We start from the raw sequence: 18,965 nt of genomic DNA, 5'->3' as shown, positions 1-18,965 counted from the left end.
ATTTCTGGAAATATTCCTTCCTGAAGCCGGTTTTCTGGCACTCCTGTTAAGTCTCGGGGTCAACGTGTTGACCCCGCTTGCCGCGCTGGTGGGTGTTCGCCTGCGCTGGCAGGGCGTGATGCGTCTGGCAAGCGTTGGCGTATGGACGCAATTTACACTGCTGCTGCTGGCTTTTGCCATTCTGGCTTTCTGTTTTCTGACCAGCGATTTCTCCGTTGTTTACGTTGCCCAGCATAGTTACAGCCTGCTGCCGTGGGGGTTAAAACTTGCGGCGGTATGGGGCGGTCATGAAGGATCGCTCCTGTTGTGGGTACTGTTTCTTTCCGGCTGGAGTGCGCTGTTCGCCTGGCGCTATCGGCGGGAACCGGACACGCTGTTTCCGCTGACTCTCAGCGTTCTGTCAATCATGACAGCTCTGCTCCTGCTGTTTGTGGTGGTGTGGTCTGATCCGTTTGTGCGTATCTTCCCGCCAGCGATTGAAGGGCGCGACCTTAATCCGATGCTGCAACACCCTGGACTTATCTTCCACCCGCCGCTGCTCTATCTTGGCTACGGTGGCCTGATGGTGGCGGCTGGCGTAGCGCTGGCTTCGCTGCTACGCGGGAGCTTTAGCGCGGCGACCGCCTGGGTATGCTGGCGCTGGGCGCTGCCTGGCTGGTGCGCTCTGACGTTGGGTATCATCCTCGGTTCCTGGTGGGCGTATTGCGAGCTGGGTTGGGGCGGTTGGTGGTTCTGGGACCCGGTTGAAAACGCTTCTTTATTACCCTGGCTTTCTGCCAGCGCGTTGCTGCATAGCCTGTATGTCACTTGCCAGCGGGGAATCTTCCGCCACTGGTCGCTGCTGCTGGCGATTGTGACGCTGATATTATCGCTGCTGGGTACGCTGATTGTACGTTCCGGTATTTTGGTTTCTGTCCACGCCTTCGCGCTGGATAACGTCCGCGCCGCGCCGCTGTTCGCGCTGTTTACCGTGCTAAGCCTGGCATCACTTGGTCTGTATGCCTGGCGGGCGCGGGATGTCCACCAGGCTGCGCGTTTTGGCGGCTGGTCGCGCGAGATGTCGATTCTGGCGGCGTTGCTGCTCTTTTGCGCAGTACTGCTAATCGTGCTGATCGGTACGCTCTATCCGATGATTTATGGCCTGTTTGGTTGGGGACGACTCTCCGTTGGCGCACCTTATTTTAATCGTGCCACGCTGCCGTTCGGCCTGCTCATGCTGGTGGTGCTTGGTCTGTCGGCGGGCGGGTTCTGGAAACGCTCTGCACGCATTTCCTTGCGCCGACGGGTCTGGCCATTTGCCATTGGTTTGTTGGTGGCTGCGCTGTGCTGGTCGCTGGGTACGCTGGACGCAATGGCTGGTGGGCTGGTCGCTGCGGTAATGGTGCGACTCTGGTTTCAGCCTCTGGAGGCACTACGCCGCCAGCTTCCGGCATTGCTGGCGCACACCGGTGTGCTGGTATTCGCTGCGGGGATCATCTTCTCCAGCGGCAGTCGGCACGAGATAAGCCTTAATTTAAGCCCCGGGGAACAGGTTGAACTGGCAGGTTATACGTTTCGTTTTGATCGCCTCGATCTTGCCGCACACGGGAACTACACCACCGAAAAAGCGCGAATCGTTATCTCAGAAGATGGGCAGCACATCGGCAGCGTTGTGCCAGAGCGACGTTTTTATGCGGCACGGCGTCAACAGATGATGGAGCCGGGTATTCGCTGGGATCTGCTTCATGACTGGTATGCGGTGATGGGCGAAAAAACCGGGGAAGAGAGATATGCGATGCGCTTTTACATTCAGACCGGCGTGCGTTGGGTATGGGGCGGCGGGTTGTTGATGGTACTCGGTGCGCTGCTCAGCGGATGGCGAGGGAGGAAGCGTCCTGGATTGTTGCCTGATGATGCTGCGCTTATCGCTCCTGTGTGTGATGAATCAGACAAGCTGAATAAGGCTTCGACGCCATCATCCGGCAAAACGATGTTACTGCTGGCAGTGCTGATTTTTCTGCCCTTTAGCGGCCATGCTCAGATTGTGGATACCTGGCGCTTTGAAAACCCGCAACAGCAGGAAAAAGCGTTATTTATTGCCAGCCAACTACGCTGCCCCCAGTGCCAGAACCAAAACTTACTGGAATCCAATGCACCAGTGGCGGTCAGTATGCGTCATCAGGTTTACAGTATGGTGGAAGAGGGGAAAAGCGAGGAGGAAATCACCACCTGGATGACTGAGCGCTACGGCGATTTTGTGCGCTATAACCCCCCGTTGACTGGACAAACACTGCTGCTGTGGGCATTGCCGTGCGTCCTGTTGTTGCTGGGAGGGATTATCCTGTGGCGGGTGAGAGTCAGCCAACGCAACCGCGGAGAACGTAAATGAGTCTGCATCAGGTCAGTGTAATATTACTGCGTCACAGCCAGCAGCAGGCTCAGCGGCTACTGGCACAACCCGAGGCGGAGCAGTTACAACAGGAGCTGAGCCATGATCTGGCAGAACCATCGCGGCTTGTTACCTCATCACGTCGGCTTCCGCTGAAGTGGCTGAGTGTCTCGGTCATGCTGGTGGCAGCAGCCTGCGTGGGGGCTTATTTTCTGATGCCAAAATGGCAGGCGATCCGCGTGGAACAGGCGCGTCTGGCGGACCCTTTACACGCCTTTTCTGCTGAAAATGTGCAGGAAAAACAGCTACTATCCCTGCAGGAGAAAATCCGCGCTAACCCGCAGGACAGCGCGCAGTGGGCGCTGCTTGGTGAGTATTATCTCTGGCAAAATGCGTATCATAATGCGCTGCTGGCCTATGAACAGGCGCTGCGTTTACGCGGCGAAAACGCTGAAATCTACTCGGCTCTGGCGACGGTGTTGTACTATCAGGCCGGGCAGCACATGACACCGAAAACCCGTGAAATGATAGATAAAGCCCTGGCGCTGGACGCCAGTGAAGTCACCGCGTTGATGCTTCTGGCTTCCGATGCGTTTATGCAGGCTGATTACGATCAGGCTATTTCGCAGTGGCAAAAAGTACTGGATTTAAACTCATCAAGGGTGAATCGTGTGCAGTTGATTGACTCTATCAATATGGCGAAGTTGTTGCAGAATCGGCAGAAATAAAATTGTTTTTTTGTGATTTGCATCGTTTTTGCTGTTTAAAAAACAGGCGAACGAACAAATGAGCAAAAAAAACTCACGCCATGACTTCTTCATTTTTGAACATATTAAAATTCTTTTATAACAAAAAGTTATTCATCGTTATCCCGATAAAATTGCATTTTTATGCATAAATTCAGCTGAAGGCTCTGTTCCTGGAGGGTTGCGCGAGATAGCACGCAAATGATAATGATAATAAGCGTTAAAAAACTCCATAAACGAACGCAACACAATTCATACCCTTTCAGTATGTACTATTACCACACACTGCATGTGGAATAGCGCTCCACCGAGGAAGTCCGTTGTTATGAAAAATTTGAAAGTCAGCCTGGCCTGGCAGATTTTGATCGCCATGGTGCTGGGCATTTTGCTAGGGAGTTACCTGCATTACCATAGTGACAGCCGAGAATGGCTGGTGTTAAACCTGCTGTCCCCGGCAGGCGATATCTTTATCCACCTGATCAAGATGATCGTAGTTCCGATTGTTATCTCAACGCTGATTGTAGGTATCGCCGGGGTCGGTGATGCAAAACAACTGGGTCGTATTGGCGCAAAAACCATTATCTATTTCGAAGTGATCACCACCGTTGCGATCATCCTCGGTATCACGCTGGCGAACGTATTCCAGCCCGGTACCGGCGTTGATATGTCGCAACTGGCGACCGTGGATATTTCGAAATATCAAAGCACAACCGCAGAAGTGCAGAGCCACGCGCATGGCCTGATGGGCACTATTTTGTCACTGGTGCCGACCAACATTGTTGCATCAATGGCAAAAGGCGAAATGCTGCCGATTATCTTCTTCTCGGTGCTGTTTGGCTTAGGGTTGTCTTCTCTGCCAGCAACCCACCGCGAACCGCTGGTTACCGTGTTTCGCTCCATCTCTGAAACCATGTTTAAAGTGACGCACATGGTGATGCGTTATGCGCCGGTCGGTGTTTTTGCGTTGATTGCCGTTACCGTTGCAAACTTCGGTTTTGCATCCCTGTGGCCGCTGGCGAAGCTGGTACTGCTGGTGCATTTCGCCATCCTGTTCTTCGCGTTGGTCGTACTGGGTATCGTGGCACGCGTGTGTGGGCTGAGCATCTGGATCCTGATTCGTATTCTGAAAGACGAGTTGATTCTGGCCTATTCCACCGCCAGTTCCGAGAGCGTGCTGCCGCGTATTATTGAGAAGATGGAAGCCTATGGCGCTCCGGCGTCGATCACCAGCTTCGTGGTGCCGACCGGTTATTCATTCAACCTTGATGGTTCGACGCTGTACCAGAGTATCGCCGCTATCTTTATCGCTCAGTTGTACGGTATTGATCTGTCATTGTGGCAGGAAATCGTGCTGGTGCTGACGTTGATGGTGACGTCGAAAGGGATCGCAGGCGTGCCGGGCGTATCTTTTGTCGTGCTGCTGGCTACGCTTGGCAGCGTGGGGATTCCACTTGAAGGTCTGGCGTTCATTGCCGGTGTCGACCGTATCCTCGATATGGCGCGTACCGCACTGAACGTGGTGGGTAACGCGCTGGCAGTACTGGTTATTGCGAAATGGGAACACAAATTTGACCGCAAAAAAGCGCTGGCCTATGAGCGTGAGGTGCTGGGGAAATTTGAGAAGACCGCCTTGTAGGGCCGGATAAGGCAACGCCGCCATCCGGCAACCTGCTCTGGGTTGCCTGATGGCGCTACGCTTATCAGGCCTACAACGACTACGTTCATCCGGCAACTCAAAACTAGCCGTTCGTTAACTTATCAAACTCCTCGCAGCCGGTATCAAATCCTTCCGTACAGCTCAGATTCAGCCAGTGCAGAGCCTTCTGTTTATTCTTCTCGATAAAGCCCTGCTCGCCGTTTAAGAACATCATCCCTGCCCAGTACTCGGAATAACCGGTACGCGAAATGGCAGAACTGCGTTTGAAATACCATGTCGCTTTCTCATCATCTGCGGGTATGCCCACACCGTTGGCATAAATCAGCCCTAGCAGCATTTGTGCATCAACAGCTGAATCGCTTTCCAGATTCTCGGATGCATTTTGTAGCAACGTAATGGCTTTGGGATAATCTGGTCGCCCCGCCTGAGTGTTCACCAGAATCCGCGCCAGCGTGATTTCCCCGGCCTTACTGCCAGCCTGAGTGGCTTTTTCGGCCAGCGTTTTGGCTTCCGGGTAATCCAGACTGACCGGATTGGTTATCTTAATTTGCGCCAGTAAGGCCCAGGCATCAGCATCACCGTTGTCGGCGGCTTTTTGCGCCCAGTATTCGGCTTTGCTCAAATCGCCGGAACTAAACCAGGTATCAGCGAGGAAGTATTGCGCACGTCGGTCTCCGGATTCGGCAGCCTGCAGAAACTGGCTACCAGGCTCTTCGGCATGGACAAAGCATGTGATTAACACCATTAAGGCGAAAAGTCGTTTCATCTTATTTTTAGATTTAGTGTAGGGAATGAACAGTATAGAGAGATTATTTGCATAAAAAAACGGCCTCCGAATGGAGGCCGTAGAGACAAGCTTAACCCATTGCGCTTTCGCGCAGGCTGGCTTTCAGCTTGGTGTACTCATCAATAACGTATTGTTCGGCAGCACGCTGATCGGCAATGCGTTCAACGTTGACGGCACAGTACTTATACTCCGGCGTTTTGGTAATCGGGCTTAAGTTCTCGGTTACCAGTTCATTACATGCCCCAATCCACCACTGGTAGGTCATGTAAATCGCACCTTTGTTCGGACGGTCACTCACTGCCGCGCGGGTGATAACTCTACCCTTGCGAGAGTTAACCCACACCAGATCTTCATCCTGAATACCCAGACGTTCAGCGTCGGCGGTGTTGATCTGGGCATAGCCCGGCTCATCCGCCAGTGCAGCCAGCGCTGCACAGTTGCCGGTCATGGAGCGGCAAGAGTAGTGGCCAACTTCACGCACCGTAGACAGTACCATTGGGTACTCTTCGGTGAGTTTATCGATTGGCGCTACCCAGTCGCAGGTGAAGAACTGCGCCAGGCCGTTCGGGGTGTCGAACTTCTCTTTGAAGAGGTAAGACGTACCCTGGTCGGCATCTGAGGTGTCGCGACACGGCCACTGGATATAACCCAGTTCGCCCATTTTCTCGTAAGTGGCACCGTAGAAATCAGGGCACAGATGACGCAACTCATCCCAGATTTCCTGGGTGTTGTTGTAGTGCATCGGATAGCCCATACGGGTAGCGATTTCACTGATAATCTGCCAGTCCGTTTTCAGGTCCCACTTCGGCTCAACGGCTTTAAAGAAGCGCTGGAAGCCACGGTCAGCTGCGGAGAAAACGCCTTCATGCTCACCCCATGACGTAGACGGTAAAATAACGTCTGCGGCAGCGGCTGTTTTGGTCATGAAGATATCCTGCACAATGACCAGTTCCAGATCCTCAAAGCCTTTGCGCACCGCGGAGAGTTCAGCATCGGTCTGTAATGGATCTTCACCCATAATGTACGCTGCGCGAACTTCGCCATGTGCCGCACGGTGCGGCAGTTCGCTGATGCGATAGCCGGTATGTGCAGGCAGGCTTTCAACGCCCCAGGCTTTGGCGAATTTCTCGCGGTTAGCCGGATCTTTCACATACTGATAGCCCGGATAGGTATCCGGCAGTGCACCCATGTCGCACGCGCCCTGAACGTTGTTCTGGCCACGGACCGGGTTAACACCCACGCTTGGCTTACCGAGGTTACCGGTCAGCATGGCGAGGCTGGTCAGTGAACGCACGGTTTCCACACCCTGATAGAACTGGGTAACACCCATGCCCCAGAGGATGGCCGCGCTTTTTGCCGATGCGTACATACGCGCAGCCTGACGAATTTCCTGAGCGCTAACGCCAGTAATATCTTCGACGGACTCCGGCGTGTAGCCTTCGACAATCTTGCTGTACTCTTCGAAGCCTTCCGTACGCGAGGCCACGAACGCCTGGTCATACAGTTTTTCTTCGATAATGACATGTCCCATGGCGTTGAGCAGCGCGATATTCGAGCCGTTTTTCAACGCGATGTGCATGTCGGCAATGCGCGCAGTTTCAATTTTGCGCGGATCGCAGACGATAATTTTCGCCCCGTTACGTTTAGCGTTAATCACGTGATTCGCCACGATAGGGTGGGAATCCGCCGGGTTGTACCCGAAGATGAACACTAAATCTGTGTTATCAATTTCATTGATAGCATTACTCATTGCGCCGTTACCGACCGATTGGTGCAGACCTGCAACCGAAGGGCCGTGTCAGACGCGAGCGCAGCAGTCAACGTTATTGGTACCAATAACGGCGCGCGCGAATTTTTGCATTACATAGTTGGTTTCGTTACCTGTGCCGCGAGATGAACCGGTCGTCTGAATGGCGTCCGGGCCATACTTCGCTTTGATGGCGCTCAGGCGATCGGCGACGTAATTAAGCGCTTCATCCCAGGATACAGATTCCAGCTTGCCGCCACGCTGGCGACGGATCATTGGGGTTTTCAGACGAGGGGTCAGGATCTGGGTATCGTTAATAAAATCCCAGCCATAGTAGCCCTTCAGACACAGGGTACCCTGGTTGGTTTTCCCCTGCGCCGCCTCAGCCCGGACGATTTTGCCGTTATCGACCACCAGGTTGATTTTGCAACCTGATGCGCAATATGGGCAAACCGTGACGACTTTTTTCATCGGTCTCGCTCCAGTTAATCAAATCGCGCATACGCGCTTGTCGCTTTAGTTATGCATCTTTTATGCCATGTTTTTATTAGGGGCATTTACTGATATTACGGGTGAATTTTGAACAAAACCCTGACGAAAAACAGGCTGTCGTCATATTTGACGTGACGAATTCCAAATGTGTGACGGCCTGGCAGTGTGACCAAGGTTATGTTTCCCGCATGTCCTTGTGCCTTATCGCTGTCACTCTGTGCAGAATCATTCACACTCATTTGAGTTGGCATAAAATGGGGAAGAATAATGAAGCCAGCCATACTGGTTGTGGATGATGACGTGGCGATCTGCGCATTGTTACAGGATGTGCTGAGTGAGCATGTCTTTGCTGTGACGGCCTGTCATACCGGGCAGGAGGCGTTGCGCTGTATTGATACCCAGCCGGATATTGCTCTGGTATTGCTGGATATGATGCTGCCCGATACCAACGGGTTGATGGTGCTGCAACAGGTGCAAAAGATGAGGCCAGGGTTGCCGGTCGTGATGTTGACCGGGCTGGGCAGTGAGTCAGATGTGGTTGTGGGACTGGAAATGGGCGCTGATGACTACATTGGCAAACCGTTCAACGCCCGCGTGCTGGTGGCGCGGGTGAAGGCGGTGCTCAGGCGTGTCGGAGTGCTCAGTGCAGAAAGCACAGGCCCGCAAACGACGGGACTCTCCTTTAATGGCTGGCATCTTGATACCACAGGCTGCCAGTTGCATAACCCCCAACAGTTGAAAGTGGATCTGACGCAAGGCGAGTACAGTCTGCTACTGGCGCTGGCGCAAAACGCCCGTCGGGTACTGAGCCGTGAACAGTTACTGGAGCTAACGCGTAGCGACAACGTCGAAGTCTTTGACCGTACTATCGATGTATTAATTATGCGTTTGCGGCGAAAAATAGAGAACAATCCGCATCAGCCGACGTTGATCAAAACTCTGCGCGGCCTGGGTTATGTGTTCGCCGCTGACGTGCAGCATCACGATAAAGCAGCGTAATTTGATCACCCAGGCCTACACGTTTCCCGTAGGCCTGATAAGCGTCGCGCCATCAGGCGTCAGCCATTCCGGCTTTTAACTCTTCCAGCGTTTTTGCACCGTCAATCGCGTTGGCGCACAGCAAGCTTGCCCGTGCGCAGGCGTGCGCCAGTCTGACGCTATCCGTCAGCGACCAGCGTTCGTGGCAGCCGTACAGAAAACCCGCGCAAAACGCATCCCCCGCGCCGACGCTGCCCACGATCTCCTCCTGTGCCAGATACTGTGACGGTATCCAGACGCCATCCTGATCCGGCGTTTCTCCCCAGGCGCCTTCCGGGCAGTGGATCACCACTCGCCGGCGCACGCCTGCGTCCAGGAGTTCACGCGCGGCGCTGGCGATATGGGGGATATGTAACTCACCGTTGGGCTGGCGGATCTCCAGACCGCTGAATTCTCCGGCCTCCAGCTCGTTGATGACCAGATAATCCAGATGACGCAGCGCGGGCATTACCAGTGGTTGATAGCGTGGATCACCCTTGCGAGACACAAGATCCAGCGATGTTTCAAATCCATTCTCACGCATTTGTGTCAACAATCGTGCGCTGCGCGTGCCGAACTCTTCGTCTGGCATGTCCAGACTGTCGAGCAGCAGCAGATAACCCAGATGGAAAATTTTCATCGACGTATCAAGTGCGCCAAATGCGGGCAAATCCAGTAGCCGGTTCGCGCCGGGAGAGTGAAAAAAAGTACGCTGGCCGCCTGGGTCGGTCATCACCTGAGACATCGAGGTAGGGGCTGAGGTGGTGCGCTGTACGTGCTGGCGATTAACGTGATACTGCTCGAGCATCGCCATGATGTAGTCCCCGTCGCTGTCCTGGCCGATCAATCCCACCGCCTGCAGCGGCAAACCCGTGTGCATTTTCGCCAGCGTGAGCAGCACGTTTAACGGCGCACCGCCCGTTGCGCGTTCGCTACGGGTTATTTCAGCCAGCCAGCCGCGCTCTGGCCATTGCACGATCTGATGTACATGATCGACCAGCATGTTGCCCGCGGCGATAATGCCCCTGCGTTCCATCAGACCTGCCCCGCGCTGCCAAAGATGCGCATCTGTTCGGAAACGGTATCGGTGATGGCCTCTTCAATACCTAATAACAGCTCGGCAAATTCATCGTACAGCGACTGACGATTGGCCATGCGCGACTCTACTGCAGCCAGTGCCGCCTGTGACATGCCGGTATAAAAGTTGATTTTATGAATCCCCAGTTCGATCGCACGGCGGAAGTCATCATCACTGATGCCTGAACCCCCATGCAGTACCAACGGGATCGCTGCCTGCTGGCGAATGGCGTCCAGACGCGGGAAGTCGAGTTTTGGCTCGCCTTTGTACTTGCCGTGCGCATTGCCAATAGCAACTGCCAGCGCGTCAATACCGGTTCTGTCGACGAAATCGCGTGCCAGCATGGGATCGGTAAATAATGATTCGTCGGCATGACCGTACAGCGCACCGCCTTCATCACCGCCCACCGCACCCAGTTCCGCTTCCACCGAAACGCCGACGGCGTGACACATCTTCACCACTTCTCGGGTCTGACGGATGTTTTCTTCGTAATCCAGCGTTGAACCATCGAACATTACTGAACTGAATCCTAATCGCAGTGCCCGGACGACTGACTCAAAGTGCAGACCGTGGTCAAGGTTAAGCACCACCGGGATATCATGCCGTGCGGCTTCAAATTTCACCGCTTCGACCAGCGAATCCAGCGAGACATATTTAAAGTGGACTTCGGCAATGTTGATAATAAACGGTGAACGTTCCTGTTTGGCTGCGGCAAACAGCGCGCGCAGAAAGTGTGAATCGAGGACGTTAAAAGCCCCTAAGGCATAGCGGTGCTCGCGAGCATGGGCGAGGCCATCGGCAAGAGAAATCAACGGCATAATACGCTCCTTGGTTAACGGAACAGGCGATACTCGTTACACAGCACCAGCTGCGCCGGTTCATCTTCTTCAATGTCGTTATAACGGGCGATCGGCAGCAGAAAGTGATTGTCATGGTCGTCGTCATTAACAGAAGACACTTCGCCAACCAGTACGTCGCCGAAACCTTCCTCAGCCCAAAAGCTGTGATACAGACCGGGTGTCAGGCAGATGCTTTCCCCCGGAGTCAGGCGTAACTGGCTGCCAGCGGAGTGGATTTGCCGACAACCGTCAATGACCACGCTGACGTCGCTCGCTTCTGTTTGCTCGCGAATATCGGCGTTCCACAGTTCAACAATCAAATTGCCGCCGCCGCGATTGATAATGTCTTCGCGCTTGCGCCAGTGAAAGTGCATTGGGGTGACCTGCGCATCACGGACATGCATGATTTTTTCGGCGTAGCATTTCTCATAAGGCATGCCTTTCGGCGAGCCATTACGTAGGGTGAACAGCGTTAATCCCAGTGCGGCGAAGTTGTTGCCACCGAATGCAGTGACATCCCAGCCGAGTTTGAGGTCAAAGACTTCGCTCCATGCGGAGGCATCGAGTTTGCGCCATTGGGTTGGCGGAAAGCTGGCAAAAGGCGGGAGATGCACATCGTGCAGGGAAAAAAACTGGCGTGTGTGGCCGAGAATTTCGTTTATTGCGGAGCGTTTCATGGGCAGCATTCTCCTTATAACGCCGGACAGGGCATTGATGCCGCCATCCGGCAGTGTCGTGGTGGGGGGTTATTTCACCGTCCAACCCTTATAGCTACCGACGTTGTTTTTATCGATCATCGTCACCGGGATCAGCACAGGCTCTTTCGGCGCGGGTTTCCCCTGTAATATGTCATAGCCGATTTCTACCGCCTTGGCAGCCATCACTTGCGGATCTTGTGCCGGGGTCGCCACAAACAGTGAATTCTCACGCTTCAGTGCTTCTTCTCCATCTGGAGATCCGTCAACACCAACAATAAAGAATTCACTGCGTTGCGCCTGTTTTGCTGCCAGATCGGCGCCGATCGCCGTGGGATCGTTAATCGCGAATACGCCGTCAATCTTCGGATTGGCCGCCAGCAATGCAGTCATGATCTCCAGTCCACCTTCACGGCTGCCTTTGGCGTTCTGGTTATGTGAAAGCACCTTGATGTCCGGGTGGCGTTTGAATTCGGTCTGGCAGCCTTCCACGCGGTTCTGTACCGCGGAAACCGGAGGCCCGTTGATGATCACGACGTTGCCTTTGCCTTTCAGGCGATCGGTGATGTACTTACAGGCCATTTCACCTGCCTGGGTGTTATCGGAGGTGATGGTCGCATCTGCACCTTCAGCCGCCACGTCAACAGCGACCACGACGATCCCCGCATCTTTTGCCCGCTTGACCGCCGGTCCGATGCCTTTGGAATCGGCAGCGTTAAGAATAATCATGTCAACTTTGGCGGCAATAAAGTTGTCGATCTGAGACACCTGCTGCCCCAGATCGTAGCCGCTGGAAACCAGCGTTACTTTGACACCATCACCCGCCAGTTTGCGCGCTTCCAGCTCCGCACCTTTGGTTATCTGTACGAAGAACGGGTTGGCAAGATCGCCCACCGTTACGCCGATTGATTTCAGTTCTTTTGCCTGCACATAAGGCGTAGCAGCAAGCAGTGCGCCAGCACAGAGCGCAGTCACTATTGGCTTCAAACGCATACTCGTTTCCTCACGTAGGGTATTGTTGTTATAAGCCGGATAAGGCAATTGCGCCGCCATCCGGCAAGTTGGCTTATGCACTTTGATGGTGTCGGGTACGGTATTTGTCGATTAGCACCGCTATGATGATCACCGCCCCTTTGATCACCAGTTGCCAGAAATAGGAAACGCCCATCAGCGTCATTCCGTTATTGAGCGTCGCGATAATAAGCGCCCCAACCAGCGTGCCGGTGATGGTGCCAATTCCGCCGACAAAACTGGTGCCGCCGAGGATCACCGCCGCGATGGCGTCCAGCTCATAGCCCATGCCTAAGTTGCCGTTGGCGCTGTACAGTCGTGAGGCGCTCATCACCCCGCCAAGACCCGAAAGCAGACCGCTCATGCCGTAGACGAACAGCAGCACCAGCCACACTTTGATGCCGGTTAACCGTGCCGCCTGCATGTTGCCGCCGACTGCGTAGATATGAACGCCCAGTGTGGTGCGGCGCAGAATAAACCAACACACGACAATCACCGCCAGGGCAATGACCACCAGCCACGGAATCGGCCCGAGATAGTTGTTGCCGATCCACTCAAAGCTAATGTTGGAGTTAATTACTGTCGTCCCGTCTGCCAGCAGATAGGCCGCACCGCGTAGTGCCGTGTAGGTCCCAAGCGTAACGATAAACGGTGGCAATCCGGCAAAGGCGACCAGTGCGCCGTTAAACAACCCCAGAACCAGACCGAGCATCAGTGCAGCCGGAATCGACAGCATGGACAGTTCAGGAATAAGAGAAACGACCATCGCCGCGACTGCGGTAGTACCAAGAATGGAGCCCACGGAGAGATCGATCCCGCCGGTCAGAATGATGAAGGTCATTCCGGCAGCCAGTACGATGTTAATCGATGCCTGACGGGTAATATTGAGCAGGTTGCTCTCAGTAAAAAAGTTTGGGGCGATAAAACCAAATACCGCCACAATCAGGATCAAAATGGGTAAAATGCCGACCGTTTGCATCAGATCGCTCATCAGCATTTTTTTTGCGGAGGCCGATTTTGCCACCTGCTGGGGAGTGGTTGGATTAGTCATGGTGCACCGCCTGATGATGGGAGTCGTTCACGCCGGTCGCCAGCGTCATAATGTTTTCCTGAGTAATGTTTTGTCCGTTCAGCTCTCCGGCAATACTGCCTTCGCGCATCACATACACCCGATCGCTCATGCCGACGACTTCCGGCAGTTCGCTGGAGATCATCAGGATCGCCACGCCTTTGCGCGCCATATCGTTCATGATCCGGTAGATCTCGCTTTTTGCTCCGACGTCCACACCACGGGTCGGTTCATCAAGGATCAAAATGCGTGGGCCAATCGCTACCCAGCGTGAGATCAGTAATTTTTGCTGGTTACCGCCAGACAGACCGCCTGCGCGAACCTGAGCATGTGGGACGCGGATATTGAGCAACTGGATGGCGTCATCAGAAATGGTCTGTGCCTTTTTGCGGTTGAGCATGCCCCAGTTTGCATCACGTTCCAGGGTTGCCATGGTGATGTTCTCTGCCGCCGCCAGCTCTAAAAACAGCCCCTGTTCTTTGCGATTTTCGGTAAGAAAACCGATACCGTGGTCAATGGCTTCGCGCGGGGAGTGGATCACCACCGGCTCACCGTCCACTTCAATCATGCCGCTGATCGCTTTACGTACGCCAAATATGAGTTGCGCCAGTTCGGAACGCCCGGCTCCGACCAGCCCAGCCAGGCCAACGATCTCCCCGGAACGCACCAGTAAACTGCATGGCTGGACTTTGTTGCCATCAGTCAGGTGATGGACATTCAGACGCGCTTTGCCTAATGGGATATCGCGTTCTTTGTTGAACAGATCGCTTAAAGGGCGGCCCACCATCATACGTACCAGTTCGGAGGCGTTGAGCTTGTCGCGGGTCAGACTGCCGACGTACTGCCCGTCGCGTAATACGCTGACGCGATCCGACAGTTCGTAGACTTCTGCCATACGGTGGCTGATGTAGATAATCGCCATGCCTTCATCACGCAGACGCATGATCAGCTCAAACAGGCGGTGGGTTTCACGGGAGGAGAGTGCGGCGGTGGGTTCATCCATTACCAGGATGCGGCTGTTACGGTGCAGAGCGCGGGCGATTTCCACCTGCTGCTGTTCGGCGATAGTGAGCGTCATCACGCGATCGCTGGCCTTAAACTGCGCGCCAAGCCGGTCGATGACCTTTTGCGCCTGCATCACCATCTCTTTACGCTGGACCAGGCCACCACGCGACAGCTCGCTGCCGAGGAAGATATTTTCCGCTACTGTAAGATTCGGTGCGAGCTGCATCTCCTGATAAATCAACGTAATGCCTGCACTAAGCGCATCCTTTGGCCCACGAATATGAAAAGGCTGACCGTCAATCAGGATCTCACCACTGGTGGCGGTATAGGCGCCAGCAAGGATCTTCATCAGGGTGCTTTTTCCCGCGCCGTTTTCGCCCATCAGCGCGTGGATCTCACCGGTCCAGACCGTCAAATCGACCCCTTTCAGCGCATAAAATTTGCCAAATGCTTTGGCAATATTGCGCATTTCCAGAACCGGTGTCTTGCTCATAACGGATCTCCTGCGGGGTGGCCGATATCAGCAGTCCATCACAGGAATGTAAATGCAAAATGTCAGAAGCCGTTCATATTTGTCATATTGCGATTTTTCTTCATGGAGCGTGATATGCCGCAACCCGGACGTCACTTTTTCGCCAGTGCGCGTGGGCGACTGCTGTTCTTTAACCTGCTGGTGGTCGCGGTCACGCTGATGGTGAGTGGCGTTGCGGTGCTGGGTTTTCAGCATGCCAGTCAGATTCAGGAACAGGTGCAACAGCAAACCGTAGACGATATGACCGGTAGCATGAATCTGGCGCGCGATACAGCAAACGTGGCAACGGCGGCGGTGCGGCTCTCGCAAGTGGTGGGGGCGCTGGAATACAAAGGTGAAGCGGAGCGGTTACAGGAGACCCAGCGGGCGCTGAAACATTCGCTGGAACAACTGGCCAGCGCACCGCTGGCACAGCAGGAACCGGAGTTGGTTGGGCGAATTATTCAACGCAGCAATGAGTTGCAAAGCAGTGTGGAAGGCATGTTACAGCGCGGTCAGTTACGACATCTGGAACGTAACGCATTGCTCAGTTCGCTGTACCAGAATCAAAGTTACTTACGCCATCTGCAAAAACTCACCGATGGGCAGGATGACGTGCTGCTGGGGCAAATGGATCGCTTGATCGTCGCCGCTATCGAAACGCCAACGCCGCGATCGGTGATCAAACAGCTGGACGATGTAATGCCTGCGTTGCCACTGCACAATGCCAACCTGTTGATTAACCTTATTCTCAACGACTTCAATCAGGAGCTACATAAACTTGAACCGCTTTCGTCAGCGCTGGAACAGAGCGATCTGGCGATCAACTGGTATATGTTTCATATCAAAGCGCTGGTAGCGATCCTCAACAGTGATATCAACCAGTATGTCTCACAGGTGGCGATTATCTCCGAACAGCGGGTGGCGCAGAGCCATCATGAATTGCAGTCCGGCGTGCTGTTTATCATGATCTTTGCGCTGCTGGCGGTGGTGATCACCGGCTTTGCCGGCTGGTATATCTACCGTAATCTTGGCTCCAACCTGACGGCTATCTCGCGTGCGATGACCCGGCTGGCGCATGGTGAATCAGACGTTAGTGTTCCTGCCCTGCAACGGCGCGATGAGCTGGGAGAGCTGGCGCGTGCTTTTAGCGTTTTTGCGCGTAACACGGCTTCGCTTGAGCACACCACCCGGTTGCTGAAAGAAAAAACCACGCAAATGGAAATCGATCGAACCGAACGTCAGGGCCTTGAAGAAGCACTGTTGCACAGCCAAAAGCTGAAGGCGGTGGGGCAACTGACCGGCGGGTTAGCGCATGATTTCAATAACCTGCTGGCGGTGATTATCGGCAGTCTGGATCTGGTTAATCCGGATTCTCCCGATGCGCCGCGTATCAACCGGGCGCTAAAAGCGGCGGAGCGCGGCGCACTACTCACCCAACGGCTATTAGCCTTTTCGCGTAAACAATCTTTGCATCCGCATGCGGTAGAGCTGAAAACGTTGCTGGAGAATCTGGGTGAGTTGATGCGCCACTCGTTACCCGCCACGCTGACGCTGGAGATTGAAGCCCAGACGCCCGCCTGGCCGGCGTGGATTGACGTCAGCCAACTGGAAAATGCCATCATTAATCTGGTCATGAATGCCCGTGATGCGATGGAAGGGCAGGCGGGCACGATTAAAATTCGCAGCTGGAATCAGCGGGTGACGCGCAGCGATGGACGCAGGCAGGACATGGTGATGCTGGAGGTTGCCGACCAGGGTAGCGGCATGTCGCAGGAGATCAAAGCACAGGTCTTTGAACCGTTTTTCACTACCAAACAGACCGGCAGCGGCAGCGGGCTGGGGTTGTCGATGGTATACGGATTTGTGCGCCAGTCCGGCGGTCGCGTCGAGATTGAAAGCGCGCCAGGGCAGGGAACTACCGTCAGGTTACAGCTTCCTCGCGCGATTGTGCCGGTGCAGATTCAGGTGGAACCGATAACGGAACACGCCACAACCCGCGGCGAAAAACTGGTTCTGGTACTCGAAGATGAGGCCGACGTGCGCCAGACGTTGTGCGAGCAGCTACACCTGCTGGGCTATCTGACGCTGGAGGCGTCCAACGGCGAACAGGCGATGCATATGCTGGCGTCGTCATCTGAGATTGATATTCTTATCAGTGACTTAATGTTACCTGGTGGCTTAAGCGGGGTGGATGTGGTTAACCACGCGCTGAAGCATTATCCGCAGTTGACCATCCTGCTGATCAGCGGCCAGGATTTACGCCCGGCGCACAACCCAGCGCTACCGGACGTAGCGTTATTGCGTAAACCTTTTACCCGTGTGCAACTGGCGCAAGCACTGCGTTAGATTGTGATAAAAAAAGATAATGGGCCAGTGTCGCCGCGCCCTGAGCGCCATTGAAGGCAGAAGACGAGGCTGCGATGAAACGCACGGCCTGATATGGCAGTGGACGGCGCAGGTAATTTTGGGTCATGGCAATCAGCGTCTCGCGTGGGAAGGCGGGCATATCCATCACGCCTCCTCCCAGAATCACTGCATCGGGATCGAACAGATTAATGCTGGTAGCAATTGCCCGTGCAGCGTTTTCCAGTAGATCCTGGACGAAGGAGGCGTTGCCAGCATAAACAAACAGTTCACTCAGCGCATAATCTCGGGGATGTTGTTCATACCAACGTCTTAGTGCTAGTCCGGAGCAGACAGTTTCCAGACACCCTGAGTTGCCGCAGGCGCAGCGTTGGCTCATATCGCCTTGGGGAATATGACCCAGTTCTCCTGCCACGCCGTGCGCTCCGGTCCAGGGGGCTCCGTTCATCCACACCGCAAAGCCCATTCCGGTACCGAGATAGGCAGCCAGAACCTGCTGCTGCGTGAGGTAATTTTCTACTACATCCCAGGACAGTTGCAGGTTGACGTCGCGGGAAAACTCCACAGGGCAGTCCAGCACCTCTTCCAGTTTACCCGCGAGCCCCTGTAGTTCTTCCTGCGCCAATGGCAGGTTAGGCGTAGAAATAATGGTGCGCTTATCTTTGCTGACTAACGCCGGAAACCCCATCACCAGACCGCGGCAGCGAACTTCAAAGTGCCTAAGTTGCTCGTTGAGCATTCCGGCGATACCTGACACGATGCCGGAAGCAATCACCTCTGCGGTACGTTTTTTTTCACAGTGTAGAGTTTCACCCTCTGCTGTCCGCAGGCAAAAACGGATATGGGTTGCCCCCATATCCACGCCCGCTACAACGTTACGCTGTTTTTGCATGAGGCTGTACCTCGTTTTTCGCAGTCAGGATCTGCGCAGCCATCACTTTCCACGCATCGTCTATATTCTCCGCATGGTTGAATAGCCCGGAGGTGCCGACGATAAAGACATCCGCACCAGCTGACATAAGTTTTTTGTAGGTCGCCTGGTTGCATGAACCATCCACCTCGATTTCGTACTCTAGACCCTCTCGTTCACGCCATGCCTTCAGTTCGGCAATTTTATCCAGCATTTCAGGGATGAATGGTTGTCCGGCAAAGCCGGGATCGACAGTCATGACCGTAATTTTATCGGCCTTATGGATATAGTATTTCATTGCCTCAACCGGTGTTTCCGGGTTAAGAATCAGCCCCACTTTCATGCCATGACGGCGGATTTCGTCAATCAAGCGGAACGCCTGGCCGTTGATAGTTTCCGGATGAAGGGTAATGAAATCCGCACCAGCGCGCGCCAACTGACTAATGTAATCCTGCGGACGCGTTACCATCAGATGGCAGTCGAGCGGTTTACTCGCCAGTTTTTTAACCTGGCTGACGAAGAACGGTGAGAGCGTTAGATTTGGCACAAAGTGGCCGTCCATAATATCGATGTGAAAGTAATCTGCATGACAGTCGATAAATTCGATTTGTTCTTTAAACTTCAGCAGGTCCATACACATTAAAGAGGGGGAGATTTTCATGATTA

The 18,965-nt window shown here is 54.2% G+C and carries 15 protein-coding genes; 5 read left to right on the top strand and 10 right to left on the bottom strand.

Annotated features, from left to right (window positions below):
- Nucleotides 1-4 precede the first annotated feature (4 nt).
- From nrfF to gltP, 3 genes are all read left to right on the top strand, one after another.
- Entirely contained in the window at nucleotides 5-2,368 is a 2,364-nt protein-coding gene (gene nrfF / locus OGY01_RS00270; protein WP_286492241.1) for a heme lyase NrfEFG subunit NrfF, read from the top strand.
- A gap of 176 nt (nucleotides 2,369-2,544) precedes the next feature.
- Nucleotides 2,545-3,096 carry a heme lyase NrfEFG subunit NrfG gene (gene nrfG, locus OGY01_RS00265; protein ID WP_286492239.1) on the top strand — a complete coding sequence of 184 codons (552 nt, stop codon included), beginning with the start codon at nucleotides 2,545-2,547 and terminating at the stop codon, nucleotides 3,094-3,096.
- A gap of 343 nt (nucleotides 3,097-3,439) precedes the next feature.
- Nucleotides 3,440-4,750: a glutamate/aspartate:proton symporter GltP gene (gene gltP / locus OGY01_RS00260; RefSeq protein ID WP_045438658.1), complete on the top strand. Its 1,311-nt coding sequence runs from the start codon at nucleotides 3,440-3,442 to the stop codon at nucleotides 4,748-4,750.
- 103 nt (nucleotides 4,751-4,853) lie between these two features.
- On the opposite strand, the gene yjcO is transcribed toward gltP, so the two are convergent.
- Nucleotides 4,854-5,537: a Sel1 family TPR-like repeat protein YjcO gene (yjcO, locus tag OGY01_RS00255; RefSeq protein ID WP_048222406.1), complete on the bottom strand. Its 684-nt coding sequence runs from the start codon at nucleotides 5,535-5,537 to the stop codon at nucleotides 4,854-4,856.
- A 91-nt stretch (nucleotides 5,538-5,628) separates the two neighbouring features.
- Nucleotides 5,629-7,776 (bottom strand): formate dehydrogenase subunit alpha, encoded by a 2,148-nt coding sequence (gene fdhF, locus OGY01_RS00250; RefSeq protein ID WP_081918179.1) that lies wholly within the window; start codon nucleotides 7,774-7,776, stop codon nucleotides 5,629-5,631.
- A 288-nt stretch (nucleotides 7,777-8,064) separates the two neighbouring features.
- Here fdhF and OGY01_RS00245 point away from each other — a divergent pair, with 288 nt between their 5' ends.
- Nucleotides 8,065-8,796 carry a response regulator gene (locus OGY01_RS00245; RefSeq protein WP_225760370.1) on the top strand — a complete coding sequence of 244 codons (732 nt, stop codon included), beginning with the start codon at nucleotides 8,065-8,067 and terminating at the stop codon, nucleotides 8,794-8,796.
- 52 nt (nucleotides 8,797-8,848) lie between these two features.
- On the opposite strand, the gene OGY01_RS00240 is transcribed toward OGY01_RS00245, so the two are convergent.
- The 6 genes from OGY01_RS00240 to OGY01_RS00215 form a co-directional block, all read right to left on the bottom strand.
- Nucleotides 8,849-9,853 carry a carbohydrate kinase family protein gene (locus tag OGY01_RS00240; RefSeq protein WP_286492238.1) on the bottom strand — a complete coding sequence of 335 codons (1,005 nt, stop codon included), beginning with the start codon at nucleotides 9,851-9,853 and terminating at the stop codon, nucleotides 8,849-8,851.
- Complete coding sequence (locus OGY01_RS00235) at nucleotides 9,850-10,710, bottom strand: ketose 1,6-bisphosphate aldolase (RefSeq protein ID WP_200012907.1); 861 nt, start codon at nucleotides 10,708-10,710, stop codon at nucleotides 9,850-9,852. Before OGY01_RS00235 ends, OGY01_RS00240 begins: the two co-directional genes overlap by 4 nt.
- A 14-nt stretch (nucleotides 10,711-10,724) precedes the next feature.
- Complete coding sequence (locus OGY01_RS00230; RefSeq protein WP_225760371.1) at nucleotides 10,725-11,408, bottom strand: D-lyxose/D-mannose isomerase; 684 nt, start codon at nucleotides 11,406-11,408, stop codon at nucleotides 10,725-10,727.
- A 69-nt stretch (nucleotides 11,409-11,477) separates the two neighbouring features.
- A complete protein-coding gene (locus tag OGY01_RS00225) occupies nucleotides 11,478-12,419 on the bottom strand; it encodes an ABC transporter substrate-binding protein (protein WP_286492204.1) in 942 nt (313 codons plus the stop codon).
- A 73-nt stretch (nucleotides 12,420-12,492) separates the two neighbouring features.
- Nucleotides 12,493-13,488: an ABC transporter permease subunit gene (locus OGY01_RS00220; RefSeq protein WP_045438694.1), complete on the bottom strand. Its 996-nt coding sequence runs from the start codon at nucleotides 13,486-13,488 to the stop codon at nucleotides 12,493-12,495.
- On the bottom strand, nucleotides 13,481-15,004 hold the full coding sequence (locus tag OGY01_RS00215) for a sugar ABC transporter ATP-binding protein (protein ID WP_286492202.1): 1,524 nt from the start codon (nucleotides 15,002-15,004) through the stop codon (nucleotides 13,481-13,483). Before OGY01_RS00215 ends, OGY01_RS00220 begins: the two co-directional genes overlap by 8 nt.
- Before the next feature lie 114 nt (nucleotides 15,005-15,118).
- Here OGY01_RS00215 and OGY01_RS00210 point away from each other — a divergent pair, with 114 nt between their 5' ends.
- Nucleotides 15,119-17,371: a hybrid sensor histidine kinase/response regulator gene (locus OGY01_RS00210; RefSeq protein ID WP_286492199.1), complete on the top strand. Its 2,253-nt coding sequence runs from the start codon at nucleotides 15,119-15,121 to the stop codon at nucleotides 17,369-17,371.
- Here OGY01_RS00210 and alsK read toward each other — a convergent pair.
- Both alsK and alsE read right to left on the bottom strand, forming a co-directional pair.
- Nucleotides 17,337-18,281, bottom strand: coding sequence for an allose kinase (alsK, locus tag OGY01_RS00205; protein WP_286492197.1), 945 nt, complete (start codon nucleotides 18,279-18,281; stop codon nucleotides 17,337-17,339). The two genes, OGY01_RS00210 and alsK, sit on opposite strands and share 35 nt — an antisense overlap.
- Complete coding sequence (gene alsE, locus OGY01_RS00200; RefSeq protein ID WP_286492195.1) at nucleotides 18,265-18,960, bottom strand: D-allulose-6-phosphate 3-epimerase; 696 nt, start codon at nucleotides 18,958-18,960, stop codon at nucleotides 18,265-18,267. The genes alsK and alsE overlap by 17 nt, the downstream gene beginning before the upstream one ends.
- Nucleotides 18,961-18,965 lie beyond the last annotated feature (5 nt).

Origin of the sequence: Citrobacter sp. Cm038, from assembly GCF_030333105.1 — a bacterium.
Taxonomy (GTDB): domain Bacteria; phylum Pseudomonadota; class Gammaproteobacteria; order Enterobacterales; family Enterobacteriaceae; genus Citrobacter; species Citrobacter murliniae.
The sequence above is the reverse complement of the archived record's forward strand: the minus strand, read 5'-3'. Positions and strand labels throughout refer to the sequence as shown.